The 20031-nt window shown below is 63.3% G+C and carries 16 protein-coding genes, 1 tRNA gene and 1 pseudogene; 12 read left to right on the top strand and 6 right to left on the bottom strand.

Annotated features, from left to right (window positions below; translation table 11 throughout):
* Positions 1-400: 400 nt before the first annotated feature.
* Positions 401-784: an EF-hand domain-containing protein gene (locus BLP65_RS05465; protein WP_139181427.1), complete on the bottom strand. Its 384-nt coding sequence runs from the start codon at positions 782-784 to the stop codon at positions 401-403.
* Positions 785-948: 164 nt separating this feature from the next.
* Here BLP65_RS05465 and BLP65_RS05470 point away from each other — a divergent pair, with 164 nt between their 5' ends.
* From BLP65_RS05470 to katG, 12 genes and pseudogenes are all read left to right on the top strand, one after another.
* On the top strand, positions 949-3966 hold the full coding sequence (locus tag BLP65_RS05470) for an HAD-IA family hydrolase (protein ID WP_139181428.1): 3018 nt from the start codon (positions 949-951) through the stop codon (positions 3964-3966).
* The gene (locus tag BLP65_RS05475; RefSeq protein ID WP_092993671.1) at positions 3963-4829 is read left to right on the top strand and encodes a universal stress protein; all 867 of its coding nucleotides are present in this window, start codon (positions 3963-3965) and stop codon (positions 4827-4829) included. Before BLP65_RS05470 ends, BLP65_RS05475 begins: the two co-directional genes overlap by 4 nt.
* Positions 4826-4969, top strand: coding sequence for a hypothetical protein (locus BLP65_RS16865; RefSeq protein WP_175452456.1), 144 nt, complete (start codon positions 4826-4828; stop codon positions 4967-4969). Before BLP65_RS05475 ends, BLP65_RS16865 begins: the two co-directional genes overlap by 4 nt.
* An 18-nt stretch (positions 4970-4987) precedes the next feature.
* On the top strand, positions 4988-5224 hold the full coding sequence (locus BLP65_RS05480; RefSeq protein WP_092993674.1) for an SHOCT domain-containing protein: 237 nt from the start codon (positions 4988-4990) through the stop codon (positions 5222-5224).
* A 108-nt stretch (positions 5225-5332) separates the two neighbouring features.
* A complete protein-coding gene (locus BLP65_RS05485; protein WP_092993677.1) occupies positions 5333-6298 on the top strand; it encodes an HlyD family secretion protein in 966 nt (321 codons plus the stop codon).
* A complete protein-coding gene (locus BLP65_RS05490) occupies positions 6295-8010 on the top strand; it encodes an ATP-binding cassette domain-containing protein (RefSeq protein WP_217631909.1) in 1716 nt (571 codons plus the stop codon). The genes BLP65_RS05485 and BLP65_RS05490 overlap by 4 nt, the downstream gene beginning before the upstream one ends.
* On the top strand, positions 8007-9104 hold the full coding sequence (locus BLP65_RS05495) for an ABC transporter permease (protein WP_092993680.1): 1098 nt from the start codon (positions 8007-8009) through the stop codon (positions 9102-9104). Before BLP65_RS05490 ends, BLP65_RS05495 begins: the two co-directional genes overlap by 4 nt.
* Complete coding sequence (locus tag BLP65_RS05500) at positions 9104-10213, top strand: ABC transporter permease (protein WP_092993683.1); 1110 nt, start codon at positions 9104-9106, stop codon at positions 10211-10213. The genes BLP65_RS05495 and BLP65_RS05500 overlap by 1 nt, the downstream gene beginning before the upstream one ends.
* Before the next feature lie 222 nt (positions 10214-10435).
* Positions 10436-11896: a multicopper oxidase family protein gene (locus BLP65_RS05505; RefSeq protein WP_217631910.1), complete on the top strand. Its 1461-nt coding sequence runs from the start codon at positions 10436-10438 to the stop codon at positions 11894-11896.
* 141 nt (positions 11897-12037) lie between these two features.
* Positions 12038-12316 (top strand): annotated as a pseudogene (locus BLP65_RS05510) (integrase core domain-containing protein); the annotation flags it as partial.
* Positions 12317-12414: 98 nt separating this feature from the next.
* Complete coding sequence (locus BLP65_RS16870) at positions 12415-12555, top strand: hypothetical protein (protein WP_175452457.1); 141 nt, start codon at positions 12415-12417, stop codon at positions 12553-12555.
* A gap of 556 nt (positions 12556-13111) precedes the next feature.
* A complete protein-coding gene (katG, locus tag BLP65_RS05520) occupies positions 13112-15316 on the top strand; it encodes a catalase/peroxidase HPI (protein ID WP_092993692.1) in 2205 nt (734 codons plus the stop codon).
* A gap of 146 nt (positions 15317-15462) precedes the next feature.
* On the opposite strand, the gene BLP65_RS05525 is transcribed toward katG, so the two are convergent.
* The 5 genes from BLP65_RS05525 to BLP65_RS05550 form a co-directional block, all read right to left on the bottom strand.
* Entirely contained in the window at positions 15463-17034 is a 1572-nt protein-coding gene (locus tag BLP65_RS05525) for a tetratricopeptide repeat protein (protein ID WP_092993695.1), read from the bottom strand.
* A 209-nt stretch (positions 17035-17243) separates the two neighbouring features.
* Positions 17244-17477 carry a thioredoxin family protein gene (locus tag BLP65_RS05530; protein WP_092993698.1) on the bottom strand — a complete coding sequence of 78 codons (234 nt, stop codon included), beginning with the start codon at positions 17475-17477 and terminating at the stop codon, positions 17244-17246.
* Positions 17478-17613: 136 nt separating this feature from the next.
* Positions 17614-17991, bottom strand: a complete 378-nt coding sequence (locus BLP65_RS05535; RefSeq protein ID WP_139181429.1) for an EF-hand domain-containing protein — start codon at positions 17989-17991, stop codon at positions 17614-17616.
* Positions 17992-18696: 705 nt separating this feature from the next.
* A complete protein-coding gene (locus BLP65_RS05545; protein WP_092993706.1) occupies positions 18697-19605 on the bottom strand; it encodes a D-hexose-6-phosphate mutarotase in 909 nt (302 codons plus the stop codon).
* Between the two features lie 316 nt (positions 19606-19921).
* A tRNA-Leu gene (locus BLP65_RS05550) sits at positions 19922-20005 on the bottom strand.
* Positions 20006-20031 lie beyond the last annotated feature (26 nt).

Here is a 20031-nt window from a genome sequence, read left to right on the forward strand (position 1 = left end):
CCAGGTCCTGCAGTTCGTGTTCGAGATTGGGGCGGTGACTGCACAGGTTGGTCGCAATGACTTTGACGTTCATCTCCGGTTTCCTCCTATTGCCCGCGGAGCGGAAAACACGGCCCCAGGGCACTGATCCCGATATCCCCAAGGTAGTTCATCGGCCAGGCGTTTAGCAGGGCCACTGGACCCCCCTGGTCCCTCAGGGAGAGGGCTGGAGTGAGGGGATCATTTTCGCCCCTCAACGGCTACTGAAGTACTTGGGGGAGAGGGAGCGAGAAACCATCACTGCGCGAGCTATGGGCTGTGGGAACGGCCCGGAGGGAGCTCCGCCAAGGAGCCGATGCCGCGTTACGGAACTCCTTCCCTAGAGCCCGCCCTTCGGGCCCTTTGGTGGCAAGACGACAGCTCACTCTTCCTGACGGTTCCGGTACGTCTGCTCGAACGCGGCGAACTCGCCGACGTCCACTTGGCCATCACCGTTGCGGTCCGCCTGCTCCCAGTCGGCCTGCATCCGCTCCAAAAGGCGCTGGTGCTCGCGCAACTCTTCCTGGCTGACCAAACCGTCCCCATCACGGTCGATGCCGCGGTAGCCATACTGGCCCATCATGCCCTGCTGGTTCATGCCGGAACCCTGGCCGGGATCGCCCATGCCGCCGCCCATCCCCATCCCTCCGGGGCCGCCCATGCCTGGGCCTCCCATGCCTGGTTCTTGTGACTGTTGAGCCAACACCGATACAGGGGTGGCTGCCACGAAAAGGCCAATCAGAATACTTACAGAAAATCTACGCATGTCTGCCTCTCTTTGCTGCAAAGGGTGAGCTTCCGTCTCCAATCATCTAGCACCGGGAAGCGGAAGCGGCAAGCCAGCCAGCTAGTTTGTCTCGGCGCCCCCTGCCAATGCAGGTGCCTATGCTGAATGAATAGGCAGTGGGGCAGAGGAAAACGGGGAAAAGAGTGACTGGCAACGGAACCGCAGCGAACGCCGCTCAACGCGCAGATCTTCAGGTCGCCGTCTTCGACATGGACGGCGTGGTCACGCGCACCGCCGACCTGCATGCGGCGGCCTGGAAGCAGCTGTTCGACGACTACCTGAGCGAGCGTCAGCATCGGGGCCTCTCCGGCTTTCCACGCTTCCAGCTGGAGCGGGATTACCTCGCCTATGTCGACGGCAAGCCCCGCTATGAAGGGGTTCGATCGTTTCTCGCTGCCCGCAGCCTGGAGCTGCCCGAAGGCGATTCGACGGACGGCCCCGAGCGGGAGACGATCCACGGGCTTGGCAACCGTAAGGATCGATTCTTCGAACAGCGCCTTCATCACGAAGGTGCCTCGGTCTACGGCTCCACGGTTTCACTGATCCGTGAACTGCGGGCGACCGGTACTCGTACCGCCTTGGTGACTTCCAGCCAGCATGGCCGGGAGGTGTTGGCAACGGTCGGAGTGCTCGACCTTTTCGACGCTATTATCGACGGCAATGACGCCGCCGACCTCGGGCTGCGGGGAAAACCAGACCCCGATATCTTCATCAAGGCAGCAGTCCTGACGGGCAGTGACGCGGAGCAGGGCGTCGTGGTCGAGGATGCGGTGGCCGGCGTTGAAGCGGGGCGGCGCGGGCATTTCGGGCTGGTGGTGGGTGTGGACCGGGGCGGCAACCGCCAGGCGCTGGCGGAACACGGGGCCGATGTAGTCGTAGCGGATCTGGCCGAACTGAACGCCGAGGAACTCCAGGCCCGCTTCCGTGAACGTGCGGCGGCCCAGGCTGCAAAGACATTGGCCTCGCGGACGGCCGCGGCGTGGCGCGTCGAGCAGGAAGGTTTCGACCCGGCACGGGAGCACGGGATGGAGAGCCTGTTTACCGTAGGCAACGGCTACCTGGGCCTGCGCGGCGCTCTGGCGACACCGCTCCCCGGTTCCCAGGCGGATCTGTTCGTCGCCGGCATCTACGACCGCAAGCAGCCGAGCCTGCCCTATTCGGAACTGGAGTTCATGACCCAGGAGCGCGGCGATTACGCCTACAGCGAGATCGTGTCGCTGCCGTTCCCGCTGGCCCTGACGGTCAGTGTCGATGGGCAGCCACTCGACCTCGAAAAGGGCCCCTGGCGCGAGCACCGGCGCACGCTGGATCTGGCCAACGGCGTCCTGATCGGCGTTACCGAGTATGCGGACGAACGCGGCCGGCAAACCCGGGTCGAGACGCGGCGCCTCGCCTCCCTGGCCGATCCCCACCTGCTGATGCAGGAGGTGACGGTGACCTGCGCCAACCATGCGGGCCTGGTTCGCATCGAAGCCACGGTGCGGGAGACCCCCCTCAAGGTCAACCATCCGCATCTGCAGCGGCGTGAGCTTCCGGCGAGGGCGGGAGTCGACGTACGGGCCTATACGACGCGCGCCTCCGGCTATACCGTCGCGCTCGCCTCGCGCAGCCGTCTCGAAGACGATGTCGAGGATCGAAGCTACTGGCAGCGCGAGGCGAGCCCGGGGGCGCCCCTGCGGCTGCAACGCTACGTCGGCGTGTTCGACAGCCGCCACAGCGACGACCCGATCGCGGCCGCCGTGGCGCACGTTCAGGACAAGCGGTGGGAGTCGTTCGACCATGAGCGCCGGGACCACGAAGCACGTTTTGCCGAATTCTGGGAGACGGCCGACATCCGCTGCGAATCCAGCCCGGCGACCACCCAGGCGCTGCGCTTCAACGCCTATCACCTGCGCATCGCAGCGGACCACGACCCGTGGGTCTCGGTGGGCGCGCGCACCCTTTCCGGGCGCGCTTACGAGGGCCACGTCTTCTGGGACGTCGAGGTCTTCATACTGCCCTACTATCTGCGCACCGCGCCCGACGTCGCCCGGTCACTGCTGCTGTACCGTTACCACACGCTCAATGGCGCCCGCCAGCATGCACGTGAGCTGGGCTACCGCGGGGCCTGTTATGCCTGGGAGTCGACGGTGACCGGGGCGGACGCAACCCCCCGGCGAATCGTGCTCAAGAGCAGCGGGAAGGAGGTGCCGATCTATACCGGTTATGAACAGGTGCACGTCAGCGCCGATATCGCCTACGGCATCTGGCGCTACTGGCAGGCCACCGGCGATGCGGAATTCCTGCAAATTGCCGGCGCCGAGATCCTGTTGGAGACGGCGCGCTTCTGGGCGAGCCGCTGCGTGGCCGACGGCGGCCGCTACCACATTCGCGGGGTCACCGGGCCCGACGAGTATCACCACACCGTCAACGATAACGCCTACACGAACTGGATGGCGCGCTTCAATCTGGAGAAGGCGCTGTGGGTCAAACAGTGGCTGGCCGAACACCACCCTGAACAATGGGCGTCGCTGCAGGCCTCACTCGCGTTGCCAAACGAAGAGCTTGAGGCCTGGCAGACACTGATCCGGGATCTGTATGTGCCCGGCCCGAATGCAGAGGGCGTCATCGAACAGTTTGAGGGCTTCTTCGACCTGCGGGACCACCACCTGTCGGCCGCTGAACGGTTCCGGCCGCCCTTGCAGCGCCTGTTCGAGGCAGAGGCGACCAATGCCAGCCAGATCATTAAACAGGCCGATGTGCTGATGCTGCCATTTCTGTTTCCCGAGGCCTGTTCCCGCGAGGTGTCGGCCGCCAACTACGACTACTACGAGCCGAGGACCGATCACGGCAGCAGCCTGTCGCCACCGGTCCACGCGGCGTTAGCCGCGCGCCTCGGCCGTCTGGACGATGCGCAGCGCTACTGGCGCGAAAGCCTCTGGCTGGATCTCTCGAACACCATGGGCAACAGCGCACTCGGTGTCCATGCTGCCTCCATGGCGGCCACCTGGCAGGCGCTGGTGTTCGGCTTTCTGGATGTGCGGTTTTCCGAGCAGGGCCCGGTGGTCTCCGCGGAGGCGCCGCGGCGCCTGCTTAACGAGTGGGGTACGTTACACGTAACACTGCTGGACCGGGGGCGTGCCTTTGCCCTGGATATCGAACCCGGGGAGGAGCGGCCATGAAGCCGATCACCGACATCCTGATCCCCCTCGATGGTTCGCGCAGGGCGCTCGAAGGCCTCAGCGTTGCCATCTGGCTCGGCGCGCGTCTCGGCGCCAGATTGCACATCATCAACGCCGGTCCGCGCTGCCCGGTCGATGAGGCGCTGGTCCAGCTCGGCGTGGACGAGCACCAGCGGCTGCAGTTGGAGATTCACCAGATCGAGGAACCGGCAGCCGACGCGATCCTTTCTGCAGTCGAACGTTATCGGATCGGCCTGGTGATCATGACCGCCTTCGGCGAGGGCGGCCCGTCGGATGGCTCCCAGGCGGTCGGGCATGTCACCCGTGAGGTCATCGAGCGAGCAGCGGTCCCGGTCCTGGTCCTCCCACCCAATTACGAACCGGCGTTTCCCTGGCGCTCGACGCTGGTGCCCCTGAGTGGTGAGGCGACCACCGACGAATCCCTGACCACGGCCCTGCAACTCGCCCACCGGCTCGATCTCAACGTGGCCATTGCCCATGTCGCAGGCCCGGCCGGATCCGGGGAGAGCGCGATGCCGGGACGTTACGTCGACCAGGTGCACCACGAGTTCGCCCAGATGCTCAACCAGCTTGTGGCCAGCGCCTGTCCCATGTGTTCCGTCGAAGAGCGGGCCCGCATCGAAGCCTTTCACCTCACCCAGGGTGATGTCGGCGACGAATTGATTCGGTTGGTGGAAGAGAAGGGCGTGGGCCTGCTGGTGCTCGGCTGGCATGGCCGGTTCATGATCGGGCATGCCCAGGTCCTCAAGCGGCTTATGGGGCAGGTCCGCTGCCCGATACTGCTGGTGAAGCCGGCGCCCAAGCCCCGCTTCCGGCTTAAGGTGGGGGAGGAGTTCGAGTGACTCGAACGCCCCCGTCTGCACTATTGGGCATAGCCCCTGCCATGAACGGTGATGTAATCGAAGAGGAGGTCGATCTTGCGGGCGATTTCGTAAAGCTGTTGGTCTGCCGACGACGACCGGAAGCGACCATCGCTGAATAGATAAAGGAGGGTGTTCGTATGTGGGGTTGGGATCACATGAATGGATACGGTGGGTGGGGATTCGGCTGGATATTCATGATCCTGTTTTGGGTGCTCATTATCGTCGCTATCCTCGCCGTCGTCCGTTGGCTGTCGGGGGGTGTCGCGGGAGGATCCGGAGATAAGTCGGCTCTCAGAATTCTGGAAGAGCGCTACGCGCGCGGCGAAATTGGTGAGGACGAGTTTCGCCGGAAAAAGAAGGATCTCTCATCCTGAATCGGGTCCAGGGGGACGCCCTTGCGTACCGAATGCGTTCGGCATTGCTAGTCTGAAAGAGCCGCGCTCGCCTACGAGAGGCGCGTGCTCAGGAGGGGCTCTTACGCGATGTTTCGGCAACGGATATGGCTGTGGACGCTGCTTGCCTTGGTGGCCCTCGGGGCGGGGTCGTACCTGCTGTTCATTCTGTTGCGGCCGGAGCCGCTTCCGCCCGGGATTCTCTACGGCAACGGCTATATCGAAGTCACCGAAGTGGAGGTGAGTGCCGAAGTCACGGGGCGCATCGAGGAGAGCGGCCTGGTGGAAGGGCAACGTGTCGAGAAGGGTGATCTGCTGGTACGGATTCGAAGCGCCGACATTCGAGCCAACCTGGGGGAGGCGCGTGCTCAGGTGGAGGCGACCCGCGCGGCCATGGAGGCTCTCCGGCAGCAGTTGGCCACGGCCCGGCACCATCTGGGGACGGCGGAGTCGGAGGTCGCGCGGTATCGCGAGCTGCGGGGCCAGGGAATCGTGACCCCGGAACAGCTGGATCAGGTGCAGAACCGGTTCGAGGAGGCCCGAGGCCAGGTGCGGTCGCTGGAGGCGCAAATCCGCGAAAGCGAGGCCCGGCTGGAGGCGGCTCGCCGGCGGGTGGAGGGGCTGGAACTCCAACTGCAGAAGACCGAAATCCACGCCCCGATCAGCGGCAGCGTGCTCACCCGCGCCACTGAGGCGGGCGAACTGGCCGCCCCGGGCCGGCTGGTGGCGGTGCTCGGGGACCTCGCCCGGCCCGAACTGCGGGTATTCATCCCCGAGGGGGATATCGCCAAGGTGAAGCTGGGGGAACCGGCCCGGGTGCGGGTGGACGCCTTTCCCCGGCGCTACTTCCCGGCACGGGTGGTGCGCATCGACCAGCAGGCCCAGTTCACGCCCCGGGATATCCACGTACCGGAAGAGCGGGTGCGCATGGTCTTCGGCGTGACGCTGGCCCTGGAGAATCCCGAGGGCCTGCTCAAGCCCGGCATGCCAGCGGACGCCTGGATTCGCTGGCAACAGGACGCGGCCTGGCCCGAGCGCCTGACGGTGCCGGAGTGATCGGGGTGGCCTCCGCTGCAGCCATTCACGCGGAGGGACTGGGCCGGCGGTTTGGCCGCCAGAGCGCCATCGAGAATATCGACCTGACCATCGCCCGGGGCGAGGTGTTGGGGATCGTGGGTCCCGATGGGGCCGGCAAGACCACCCTGATGCAGCTCTTCGCCGCCATTCTGGATCCCAGCGCCGGCCGCTGCACGGTGCTCGGGCGTGACAGCGTGCGGGAGGCGGCCGCCATCAATGCCGAAGTGGGCTATCTCTCCCAGGGCTTTACTCTCTACGACCGGCTCACGGTGGAGGAGAACCTGACCTTTGCCGCCCGCATCCGGGACGTCTCCCCGGCCGCCTATCGCGACCGCCGCGGGGCGCTGCTGGCCATGGCGGACCTGGAGCCCTTCACCGGCCGGCGGGCCGGGCAGCTCTCCGGCGGCATGGCCAAGAAGCTCTCGCTCTGCACTTCCCTCATCCATGAACCGCCGCTGCTGCTGCTTGATGAGCTGAGCCTGGGGGTCGATCCCATCTCGCGCCGGGAGCTGTGGAAACTGTTGTACCGGTTTAGGGAGAGCGGGACCACTGTGGTGCTGACCACCGCCTACATGGACGAGGCCCTGCAGTGCGATCGCATCGCCCTGCTTCAGGAGGGTCGGGCGAGGCAATCCGGGACACCGGGGTCGCTCCTTGGCGAGCTACAGGGGCGGGTGTTCAAGCTGGCGACCGGGCGACCGGGCGACGCGCTGGCGCTCCTGGCGTCGGCGCCGGAGGTGCAACGGACCCATCCGACCGCCTCGGCGATTCGCATCCTGACCCATCCGGGCCGGTCACTGGGCGCGGAGACGGTGGCGAGCCTGGAAGCGATGGGGAAGGTGACGCCCGCCGTGCCGACGCTGGAGGATGTCTTCGTGGCGGGGCGGGGCGAGGCGCCGGCACCCCGGCCGCCGTTCGACCTGCCGGCGCCCTCGGGCATTTCCCGGCCGGCGGTGGAAACGGTCGGCGTCACCGTCCGCTTTGGGGCCTTTACGGCGGTCGACGGCGTGTCGCTTCGTGTCGAACCCGGTGAGGTGGTGGGGCTGCTCGGGCCCAATGGCGCAGGCAAGACCACGCTCATGCGGGTGTTGTGCGCGCTGCAGCCCGTCAGCGCGGGGCAAGCCCGGGTGGCGGGCCTGGACGTGACCGAGGCGCCGTATGCACTTCGCCAGCGTATCGGATACGTCTCCCAGCGGTTTTCGCTCTACCCGGAACTCACCACTGCGGAGAACCTCGCCTTCTTTGCCAGCGCCTACGGGTTGTTTGGCCGGGCCCGGCGCGAGGCGGTGGCCTGGGCGGCGGGGCAGACCGGGCTGACCGGCCGGGAGGGGGCCCTGACGGCGTCGCTTTCCGGGGCGCAGCGGCAGCGGCTGGCCCTGGCCTGCGCCATCCTCCACCGGCCGCCGCTGCTGTTCCTGGACGAGCCCACCTCCGGCGTCGACCCCCTTGCCCGGCAGCGCTTCTGGTCGCTCATCCTGGCGCTGGCGCGAAGCGGCATGGCGGTGCTGGTATCGACCCACTACCTGGAGGAGGCGAACTACTGCCACAAGCTGGCCCTGATGCATCAAGGGGCGCTGGTGGCCTACGGTAGCATCCCGGATCTGCGGGCCGCGCTCGCGATGCCCGCCGACGCCCCGGTGGAGGCGCTGTTTGTCGCCTATATCCAACGGGTCGGGAAGGGCGCGGCATGAAGGGCCATCGGATCGGGGCGGTGATCACCAAAGAGCGGCATGAAATCCTCCGCGACCCGGTGGCGTTGCTGGTGGCCCTGCTGCTGCCCATGGTGCTGCTGTTTCTGTTTGGTTACGCGATTTCGCTCGACGTAAAGAATGTCGACATGGGCGTTCTGGATCGCGACCGTTCCGCCGCCAGCCGTTCGCTGGTCGAGAGCTTCACCGCCAGCGGCTACTTCCGGCTGGAGCGCCGCTTCGCCGGCGACCGCGACCTGAACCGGGCCCTGCAAAGCGGCGAGGTGCGACTGGCCCTGGTGATCCCCCCGGACTTCCGGCGCCGACTGACGCGGCAGGCACCCGCCGAAGTACAGGTGCTGGTAGACGGCACCTATTCGGCCACGGCGCTGGTGGTGGCCAATTACGCCCAAAGCATCCTCGCCGCCTTCGGCGCGACGCCGTCGCCCCGTACCGTCCGTGCCGAGATGCGGGTCTGGTACAACCCATCGCTGCGCAGCGTGAACACCATTGTTCCCGGGCTTTATGCGGTAATCCTGATGGCGTTCCCGCCGCTGCTGACCACGCTGGCCATTGTGCGCGAGAAGGAGCGGGGAACGGTCCAGCAGATCTATGCCTCGCCCCTGACCTCGGCCGAGTTCATCATCGGCAAGCTGATCCCGTACGGCCTGATCGCCTTCCTCCAGATCGGCCTGGTGATGCTGGCCGGCTACTTCTGGTTCCGGGTGCCGCTGGAGGGGGCGGCGAGCTTCCTGCTGGCCACGGCACTGATCTACGTCTTCTGTACCGTCGGCATCGGCCTGCTGATCTCCACGGTGACCCGCACCCAACTCTCCGCTGTGCTGCTGGCGCTCATTTTCACGCTGATGCCGTCGTTTCTCTTCTCGGGATTCCTTTTTCCCATCTTCACCATGCCCTATGTGTTTGAACTCTACACTGCGCTGTTCCCGGCCCGGTACTTCGTGGTGCTCTCCCGGGGCGTGAGCCTCAAGGGCGCGGGCATCGGCGTGTTGTGGTTCAACACGGCACTGCTGGCGGCCTACACGCTGGCGGTCTTCGCCCTGGCGGCATGGCGCCTGAAAAAGAAGGTGGCCTGATGCGTTTTGCGAGCCTGCTGCTCAAGGAGTTGATCCAGTTCTTTCGCGACCGGGTGATCCTGCTGCTCATCCTCTGGCTCTACACGGCCGAGGTGATCATCTGCGCCTTCGCGCTCTCCTTTGACGTCAAAGACCTGCCTCTCGCGGTGCTCGACCTCGATCGCACGGTGGTGAGCCGTACGCTCATTCAGCAGTTCACCTCCACGGAGGCGTTTCGTCCCGTCGGGCGGCCGCGGAGCATGGCGACCGTCGGCGACTGGCTCGAATCGGGGCGCGCCCACATCGTGTTGATCGTCCCCAAGGGTTTCGGTGCCGACATCCGGCGCAATACGGCGAGCAACGTTCAGATTTTACTGGACGGCTCCAACTCCAACGTGGCGGCTACCGCCAGGGGCTATGCCGAGCGCATTATCCATGCCTTTCAGAATCGGGTAACCCAGGGGGCAGCGCCGCCCATGCAGGTGACCCCGGTTCTTCGCATCTGGTACAACCCGCGCCAGAGCTTCACGCCGTTCGTGGTGCTCTCCATGATCGCGCTGGCCGCGCTGATGGTGGGGGTGATCCACCCGGCCGCCTCGATCGTGCGGGAGAAGGAGGTGGGCACCATCGAACAGCTCCGGGTGACGCCAATCCGCACCAGTGAGCTGTTCGTCGCCAAGACCCTGCCTACCCTCCTTATGGGGCTGCTGTCGATCTTTCCCAGCTTGCTCATCGTCCGCGGGTTCGACGTGCCGCTCCGTGGCAGTCTGTTCCTGTTCATGGCCCTGAGCGCGCTGTTTCTCGTCAGCGCCATCGGGATCGGCGTGCTGGTAGCGACCATCTGCAAGACCCTGCAGCAGGCGTTGCTGCTCTCTTTTTTCGGACTGGTGCCGCTGATGTTTCTGTCGGGGACGCTGGTTCCGGTGGAAAGCATGCCCGAACCCTTGCAGGTGCTGTCGCTGGCCAGCCCCTTGCGTCACTACATGACCATCACCCTCGGTATCTTTCTCAAGGGCGCCGACATGACCGTGCTTTGGCCTGAAACCCTGGCGCTGGCGGTGATCGGTGCCTGCCTGTTCGGCGCCGCCGCCGTCATCTTCCGCGTGCAGTCCGGCGTCCCGCGGCGTTGAAGTGTTCAGGTCTGGAAACGGTTTTTCTCCTGGACGATCTGTGCCTGCCGCGCCGCAGCTCCGATGACGAAAGATCCTCCAAGGGAGAATCTCCCTGGACTTCGAATGTATTGGCTTGTTCCCCGTGCCTCGGGTCTCAACATGGGGCTACATTTTGCAAAAGAGGGTGGCTGCACGTCCGGTCAAATCCTTTGTAGGGCGTGCGTAACTGAACACTGGGCTGTGAGTCGTAGCGAAATGGTGGATCATCCCAAAGCCGGGTTCAGCCGGCGTAGGCTGTTGCAGGCTGGAGTCGCAGGGGCACTCGGACTGGGGCTTCAGCGGCTGCCAGGGGCTGAACCGAGCCAGGCGCAGGAAACGAAATCCTTCCGGCAAGTGCAACTGGTGGCCCGAGAAGGTGAAATCGAGCCGGCCCCCGGGCAGGTCTCGCGAACCTGGATTTACAACGACGCTTTTCCCGGGCCCGAGATCCGTCTCAAGGAGGGAGAGCGGCTTCGTGCCACGGTCGAGAACCTTCTGCCTTCCGGAACCACCATCCACTGGCACGGTATTCCGGTTCCGAACCCCATGGATGGCGTGCCGGGGTTAACACAAGAGCCTGTCGCACCGGGCGCGCGTTTCGAGTACGCCTTTCGGGCCGCACCGGCCGGCAGCTATCTCTATCACTCTCACGTCCACCTGCAATTGGATCGCGGACTGCACGGTCCCTTGGTGGTAGAGGAGACCACTCCACATGTCACTTACGATCGGGAGTCCAATCTGATCCTCGACGACTATCTGCCCGAGGCACCGCTCCCTTTAGAGCTCCTGGCGGAGCGTCAGCAGGGAAATGGTCGCGGGGGCATGATGGGACCCGGGATGATGGGGCGGGGCATGGGACCCGGGATGATGGGACCGGGAATGATGATGGGTGGGTTCCTGGTCCCTCCCTATGCCGGTTTGCTCATTAACGGCCGCCTGCCTTCCGCCCCCGCCGAGTTCGCTATTCGCCGCGGCGAACGACTGCGGTTGCGGCTGTTCAATCCCGCCTCTGCAACCACATTCAGGGTTGCCGTCGGAGGGCATCGGCTTACGGTCACGCACGCCGACGGCCGCCCCGTGGAGCCGGTGACTGTCGATGCATTGTTTATCAGCATGGGTGAGCGCTATGACGTGCTCATCGAGGGCGGGCGGCCGGGCCTTTGGCCGATTGTGGCGGCCACCGTTGAGGGGAACAGCCCCCCGGCAGTGGCGCTGCTGCGCTATGCGGGGGTGCGTGGTAACACGCCGGAGGGCTTCCCGCCCGTCGCGGGGCGCGTGCTGCGACTGGCCGACCTGCGCGCGCTGTCGCCCCTGCCGCCGGGCAGCCCGGACCGTGTTTTCGACCTGGTACTGTCGGGACGGTCGGCGAGCGAGTGGACCATCAACGGTGAAATCTGGCCCGACGCTGAACCGCTGCAGATAGGTGCCGGGGAGCGGATCAGATTCCGCCTTTTCAATCGCAGCTTCATGCTCCATCCGATGCACCTGCATGGTCACTTCTTCCAGGTCGGGGCGGCAGTGAAAGACACCGTTATCGTTCCCCCGCACATGGGTCGAATCGAATTCGACTTCATCGCCGATAATCCGGGCCGGTGGCTCTTCCACTGCCACAACCTCTATCACCTCGAAGCCGGAATGGCCCGGGAGGTTCGCTACATTTGAGCGTGAGCGGAAACAAACCGACGGGCAATATGCGCTGCAGGCGTACCGGATCTGGCCGCCGTGACTGTATTGCGCAGGAGGTTGTTGATGACGTGGTGCAGTATCAAGCGGTCACCCTAGATCGAGGTAGTGCGCCTCGTCTCAGAGCGCTTCGAGCGCCTGTGCCGGCGACTGGGGCTGAAGCATCGGCTGACCAAGCCGTACAGCCCCCGGACCAATGGCAAGGCCGAACGGTTTATTCAAACCGCTCTGCACGAGTGGGCCTGTGCGCGCTCGTACAAGAACTCAATGCAGAGAGCCGGGCAGCTTCCGGTTTGGCTACATAAATACAACTGGCACCGCCCCCATGCCAGTCTGGATTACAAGCCTCCGGTCAGCCGGTTGGGACTTTCCGTGAACAACCTAATGGGTTTACACAACCAGCGGTTGACGCCTCACTGGGCTCGATGCTGCAGCTCTCGGCAGACATCGGCGCCATGGCCGATCGCATCGGGGAAATGGCAGATCGAATTCTCGTAATGGCCGACAACATTGGAACAATGGCCGATCGGATCCTGCTGACCCAGGTCATCCAGAACGGCAATATCGAACTGGTCTTGAACGCAACCCTTGTTACTCAGCAGAATCTTCTGACTCTCGCCAACGACTACAATCTATAAGTAATCCACTGACGGTGGTGATAGCTGAAGAGGGAATATTCAGTTGTCATCGCCTCGTTCAAAACGAGAAAAGCTTCACGGAGACCACCTGAACAGTTTGTTGACCGAGAGGTGAAAACTACGACGCAGTTGTGGTGAGGTGTGCACCGGTACAGGAGTACACAGCAGTTCATGTGACTCGAGTTCGCCGGCGTTTACCAGGAATACTGTCCTCCTAATTTTCCGTTTCCAAAGATAATTCCACAAGCTAGGGCGAGCAGCGGAAGCAAGGCTTCGTGGCTGTACGTGGGCAAAAATGGATGTTCGCTTACGTCATTGGAGCGATCATCGGTACAGGCAGCTTCGACGGGCTGCTCAGGGTCGGCTTCCACCGGGAGGCCGCTCTGTGTGGACATTAGCTAAAGCATCGGTCTGGAACCTTCCCAGTGGATACACCGCTTTCCCAGGAAAAGGGGCGGGAGTCTCTGATGATCAACAACATGTGAGACCTGCCCCGATTTTCTACCATTAAGGCGTGGTTGCTGTCGTCGGAGCTTTTCGTCGACCCGTATTAAGAATGAAGGAGGCCCGAAACGTGGCTAGCGAAGCTCAATGCCCTGTTATGCAGACCCGCCGTAGCCTGACCAATCGCGACTGGTGGCCGAACCAGGTTGACTTGGACATCCTTCACCAGCACAGCCCGGCATCCAATCCGCTTGGGACCGATTTCGACTACGCCGAAGCGTTCCGCAAGCTCGACCTGAAGTCGGTAAAGGAAGACCTCTACAAGGTAATGAATGACTCCCAGCCTTGGTGGCCGGCCGACTACGGCCATTACGGGCCGTTCATCATCCGCATGGCTTGGCATAGTGCCGGTACCTACCGTATCGCCGACGGACGCGGTGGCGGTTCCTCGGGTGCGCAGCGGTTCGCGCCGCTCAACAGCTGGCCGGACAACGCCAACCTCGACAAGGCGCGCCGCCTGCTCTGGCCGGTCAAGCAGAAGTATGGCAAACAGATCTCCTGGGCCGATCTGATGATCCTTGCGGGCAATTGTGCCTTGGAGTCGATGGGCTTCAAGACTTTTGGGTTCGGCGGCGGCCGATACGACATCTGGGAACCGCAGAAGGACATCTATTGGGGCACCGAAGAGGAGTGGCTCGGCGATCGGCGCTACAGCGAGGGCCGTGCCCTGGAGACCCCCCTCGCTGCCGTGCAGATGGGCCTGATCTACGTCAATCCCGAGGGGCCCAATGGCATACCGGATCCGGCCGCGGCCGCGATCGATGTTCGTGAAACCTTCGCCCGTATGGCGATGACCGACTACGAGACCGTCGCCCTGATCGCCGGCGGCCACACCTTCGGCAAGTGCCACGGTGCCGGCGATCCGGCGCTGATTGGCTCGCCACCGGAAGGCGAGGACGTTGCCGCCCAGGGCTTCGGCTGGACCAGCCGTCACGGCAGCGGCGTGGGTGGACACGCCATCACCAGCGGCCTGGAAGGCCCGTGGACCCCCACGCCGATCAAATGGGACATGAGCTTCTTCGATATGCTCTTCGACTATGAGTACGAGCTGGTCAAGAGTCCTGCCGGCGCTTGGCAGTGGACCCCCAAAGAAGCACCCGAGAGCGGCCAGGCCCCGGCCGCCGATGATCCATCGAAGAAAGTCTCGACCATCATGTTGACGACCGACCTTGCGCTCAAGGTCGACCCGGCATACGAAAAGATCGCGCGCCGCTTCCATCAGAATCCGGACGAGTTTGCCGATGCGTTCGCCCGCGCCTGGTTCAAGCTGACCCATCGCGACATGGGTCCCAAGTCGCGCTATATCGGCCCGGAGGTACCCGACGAGGATCTGATCTGGCAGGACCCGATTCCTCCCGTCGATCACGAACTGGTCGACGTGTCCGACGTCGCCGAGCTCAAGAAGAGCGTTCTCGCCACCGGACTGCCGGTGGCGGATCTCGTCTACGTCGCCTGGTCATCGGCGGCGACCTATCGGAATAGCGACAAGCGCGGCGGCGCCAACGGGGCGCGCATCCGGCTCGCACCCCAGAAGGACTGGGAGGTGAATGAAGCGGAGAGGCTGGAAAAGGTGCTGAAGGCGCTCGAGCAGGTCCGGGCCGACTTCAACGACCAGCAGACCGGCGGCAAAAAGGTCTCGCTTGCCGACCTGATCGTGCTTGCCGGTTCCGCAGCCGTCGAGAAGGCGGCCGGGGACGCCGGCTTTGATGTGAGCGTGCCGTTTACCCCGGGCCGTATGGATGCCTCCCAGGAGCAGACGGATGTGGACTCGTTCATGCCGCTCGAGCCGCGCGCGGATGGCTTTCGTAACTATGTGCATGCGGACATGACCGTGCCGGTCGAACAGATTCTTGTGGACCGTGCCCAACTGCTGGCGCTTTCCGCCCCGGAAATGACGGTGCTGGTCGGCGGCCTGCGGGTACTGGATGCCAACTATGCCGGTGCCGCACATGGCGTGTTCACCGACCGCCCCGGACAGCTCTCCAACGATTTTTTCGTCAACCTGCTCGACATGTGTACGGCGTGGAAGGCTGCGCCGGACAACGAACATCTGTTCGAGGGCCACGATCGCGCGAGCGGCCAGACCAGGTGGACCGCCAGCCGGGTCGACCTTGTGTTCGGGGCGAACTCCCAGCTGCGCGCTCTTTGCGAGGTCTACGCACAGAACGATTCCAGGGAAAAGTTCGTCAACGACTTCGTCGCGGCCTGGACGAAGGTGATGAACCTGGATCGCTTCGATCTTGACCGAGCAGGATGAGGAAGGGGCCAAGAGCGGTCAGTTACCCCAAACCGGTTGGTGAACAACTCGCGAATCAGAGGTGGGCTTTGCAGGCGAGAAATTTTACTACGACCCCATGTATTCCGATTACATCTACATCGGTGGCCATGCAAAGCCCCTTCCGTTCAGTGCGTTTGCCTCGCAGTCGCTAGCTGCCTTGTGCCGTTCTCGCGCGCGGCTTGCGCATCGACCGCCTCGGCGGCCCGCGCGGCGCCCATCCGGGTGTGATATCGCCCGGGCCAAACGTCTTCAGCCTCGCGGTACGCTTCGAGTGCCTCGGCGGGACGGTCGAGTTCCATAAAAAGGTCGCCCAGTGCCTCATAAGGCGGCAGCAAGGCGCCGGGGCTCACCGGATGCTTTTCGACGGTCGTTTCCAGTTCGGCGGCCGAACGGGTAAGCGTCAAGGCCTCCTGACCGTCGCCCTGCGCGTGCGCTATCCGGCCGTCCAGCACCAGTCGGTCGATTTCTATATAGGTTGCAATGTCATCATCGCCAGCGGCCCTGGCATTTTCACGGAGGTCTCGAAGACGCGCCTCGGCCTCCCGCGCGAGCTCCAAATCTCCGGTGTGGACGGCACCGAGTCCCCGTGCGTACCAGGTCTGGCCTTCCGCCCAGGGCGATTCATCCCAGGGCAGATAGTCGAGCGAACGCGGCTTCAGGTTTACCGCTTTCTCCCAGTTACGCCGCTCCACGGCGAGCCGGGCCGGCATGGAGGCGGCGTGGAAGGCGGTGATGAAGTTCCGCTGGTAGGGCCCCTTGGCCAGTGCCTCTTCAACAACGGCCTCAGCCCGGTCCCAATTGCCGCGCTGCAGGTGCGCATAGACGAGGTAATCAGCAGCATGGATGTAATGGAGGGAGACGGCGCCGTTCACCGGCCGGTCGAGCGCCGCATCCGCCGATTCCCGGTTCCATTCGATCACCTTCGGCCACTCTCCAAGGCGGACATAGATATGCGAAGGCATGTGCATCGCATGGGGAACCTCCGGGGCGATTTTACGATAGGCTTCGACGATATCGAGCGCATTCTCCGCACGACCATCCGCGTCGGTGACATGGATGGTGTAGTGAATCGCGCCGGGATGTCTGGGGTGCTGTTCATGAATCTGCCGAAGGATGGTCTCCGCTTCGTCGAAAAGCGGATCACTGTCATCGACCCGCTGTGCGAGCGTAAGCCGGGAGAGGGCATACAGGGAGGCGATATCCGGATCATCAGGGTAGGCCTCGTATGGATCTTTCATTGCCTCGACCCAGCGGCGAAGCCGGGTGGGGAATTCCGCCGTACCCGGTTCACGGAAAAATGCGCCACTGGCTTCGATCAAGAGCGCTTCACGGCGCGAATCGGCCCTGGTCCGGGCCTGCTCGATCAGGCGCCAACCGCTTTGAACCTCTTCATCCGTCGGGCGGGTGGCCCAAAGCGGCTGAAACAGAGTGGTAGCTGCGCCCCAGTACGCCATCGCACAGGCCGGGTCTGCCTCGATGATTGCTTCGAACCGCTCCCGGGCCTCCTGGTACATCATGTGATGCATTAATCCCAAGGCATGGTTGAAATCAGGCTGGACGGACTCATCGCAGGCGGTTTCGAAATCCACTTCGCCGATGGCGGCCTGCTCGTTCGCGATTGCAGAAAGAGGCGATATGAGTCCCATTATCAAGATAATGGCCGCGATCTTCTTCACACCGAAGTTATCCCGAAGCATCTTTTAACCTCTCCTTTCCTTGTCGGGCCAGGCGGTCTCTCGTGCTCGTAAAAACATCACTTGCGTCGGAAGATAGACGGGGTGTTCACTCGGCACTATGCGTATTTTCCGGGACCGGAACGCACAATCGGACGACGACGAATTCAAAGTCGACTATGTCGGCTTGCCGTGGTGGTGCTCAGGAGCGTGTTGCGGTTGGGCGGTAGCCATCAGTGTTGGCGGCCGGCAAAGAATTCTCGCAGTTCATGTTCGCTAGGTTGGCCGCGGAAAATCACTTCGTCGTCGACGACCAGGTTGGGGGAGTGGCGGATGCCGTACTTCTCAATGACCTCCGGGTGCTCCTCCGCGATGACGAGTTCATAGTCAATCTCCAGGTCCTGCAGTTCGTGTTCGAGATTGGGGCGGTGACTGCACAGGTTGGTCGCAATGACTTTGACGTTCATCTCCGGTTTCCTCCTATTTGCCCGCAGAGCGGAACACGGCCCCAGGGCACTGGCTTACTGCCTCAGGGAGCGGGCTGTGTTTTCCGCCCCGTAACGGCTACTGAAGTCCTAGAGGCTTTGGTGGCAAGACGCCAGCTCACTCTTCCTGCCGGTTCCGGTACGTCTGCTCGAACGCGGCGAACTCACCGACGTCCACTTGGCCATCACCGTTGCGGTCCGCCTGCTCCCAGTCGGCCTGCATCCGCTCCAAAAGGCGCTGGTGCTCGCGCACCTCTTCCTGGCTGACCAAACCGTCCCCATCACGGTCGATGCCGCGGTAGCCATACTGGCCCATCATGCCCTGCTGGTTCATGCCGGAACCCTGGTCGGGATTGCCGCCGCCCATTCCCATCCCTCCGGGACCGCCCATGCCCGGACCTCCCATGCCGGGATTTTGTGACTGTTGAGCTAACACCGATACAGGGGTGGCTGCCACGAACAGACCAATCAGAACACTTACAGAGAATCTACGCATCTCTGCCTCTCTTTGCTGTGAAGGGGGAGCTTCCGTCTCCAATCATCGCCTGCACCTTTGTAGTGTAGCGACACGCGTTGTCCGCCCTGGTGGGTTGGTCGGCCGTGCTTCGGATTCGCCCCGAATCAATGAGGAACTCTTAGTCGTCATTGCGAACCGTACCCGCCGCTGCGCGGCCCCGAATCAATGACGAACTCTTAGCCGTCATTGCGAGGAGCCCCAGCGACGCGGCAATCCGGGGGTTTTGGGAGCAGGAGATTACTTCCTCGCCGGGGCTCGGCTTTGGCATCCTGCGTCGCTCTCCCACCTACATCCATGTAGGCGTCCTCGTAATGACAGCAGGGAAAGGCAAGTTCATCAGGAGGAGCCCCAGCGACGCGGCAATCTCGAGATTGGGAGTAGAGATTACTTCGTCGCCGAGGCTCATCGTAATGACAGCAGAGGCAAGTTCTTAAGGAGGAACCTCGGCGACACGGCAATCTTGGGATCAAAAGTAGAATCGGCCTAGCAGAAAATCTTGCAGGCCGGGCATATTCCACGGTAGCGGGGAATATGCGAACCCCCGCCATTGCTTTGCTCTAGCCGGCCAGCTCCTTGGTATCTTGGCCTTGCGCCATCGGCTACCGTCTCGGTCGCACGATCGGGAGGCAAGCAGTTCCGAATCGGCGGCGCATCCACTCGATGGATGCGCCGCCGCGTAAGCGCCTATTTCGAGGCGATCACCATCTTCATCGAGTGTGACTCGCCGGCCTTGAGCGCATAGGCGTTATCCAGGGCATTGGCCGCCTCGACACAGACCATGTGCGCGTACTGGTCGTCGGGCATGTCGGCAAAACCCCTGGCCCCTTCCGGGCCCGGATTCCACACCACCGTGCTGGCGCTGTTGACCTTCTCCATCACGATCTTGCGCTGGTTGGCACTGTCGTCGAGCACGACCGTGCCCTGCTGGTCTAGATAGATGCGCTCCATCGGCAGCTCCAGGTGCAATGGGTCTTCCTGAGTAAAGCGCTGACCATCACGGTCCTTGTCGACATAGGTGGCGTTCTCCAGGCCTTCGATGACCAGGTTCTCCGCCTGTCCGACCCGGAAATAGGTATGAAACGCCTCGGAGACCATCCAGTCGCGCTCGCTGCAGTTCTTCCCGACCAGTTCCATGGTCAGCTTCTCGCCCAGCGTGACGATGAGCTTCAGCTCGAACGGCAACGGCCAGGCCTGGCGAATCGAATCGTTGGGCTCCAGTTGCAGCACCACCTCGGTTGCATCGCCGACACTGCGTGCCGAAGCGACCTGCCAGAATTCATAGCGCGCCACGCCGTGGCCCTTCTTCGCCGCATCGCTTGGGTCTGCGCCCAGTGCCTGCGGGTCGTACGGGCCGAACCACGGCCAACAGACGGGCACACCGCCGCGCACCGGCTTGCTGCCGTCATACAGGGCCGTTTCGCTGACCCAGATCACCTCGTCGCCACCGGCGGGTATATAGCTGAGCAGGGTACCGCCGTGGTTGGTCAGGGTGGTCGAGCCGTATCGGTTGTTCAGCTCGATCATGAGCAGCTGATCTTTTTGGTGGAAGCGGACATCGGGGTGGGAAAAGCGTTGCTTGAGTTCGTCCAGCATGGAAAGAAACTCCCGGGTATTAATAGGCGTGCGGGTATCCTGCGCTGTTTCTCGCGCGAAAAAGAACTCGGGATTGTAGAAAAAACGAGGCACCGGGTCACTTCAGGCCACGCCTCGCCCGCCGTCTTTCACAAGACAGTCGGTGGATCTGTTTCAGTGAAAACCTGGCGCGAAACGCCGCCGTGACCGACTGTAACCCGGCGGGCAACAACGCCTCGACCTTTTTTGTTGTGGTCCATAAGTGGCCCACCAGTGTCCCATCAGGCGGAGGAGCATAGTCGAGGGTAGGGCGGAGAGGAACGTACTGAAAAGAGTGTGCCGAGGGTCGGACTCGAACCGACACTGGGTTGCCCCAACCAGATTTTGAGTCTGGCGCGTCTACCAATTTCGCCACCCCGGCATGAACCGCCACATTATAGGGATTAG

Origin of the sequence: Thiohalomonas denitrificans (assembly GCF_900102855.1) — a bacterium.
GTDB lineage: Bacteria > Pseudomonadota > Gammaproteobacteria > Thiohalomonadales > Thiohalomonadaceae > Thiohalomonas > Thiohalomonas denitrificans.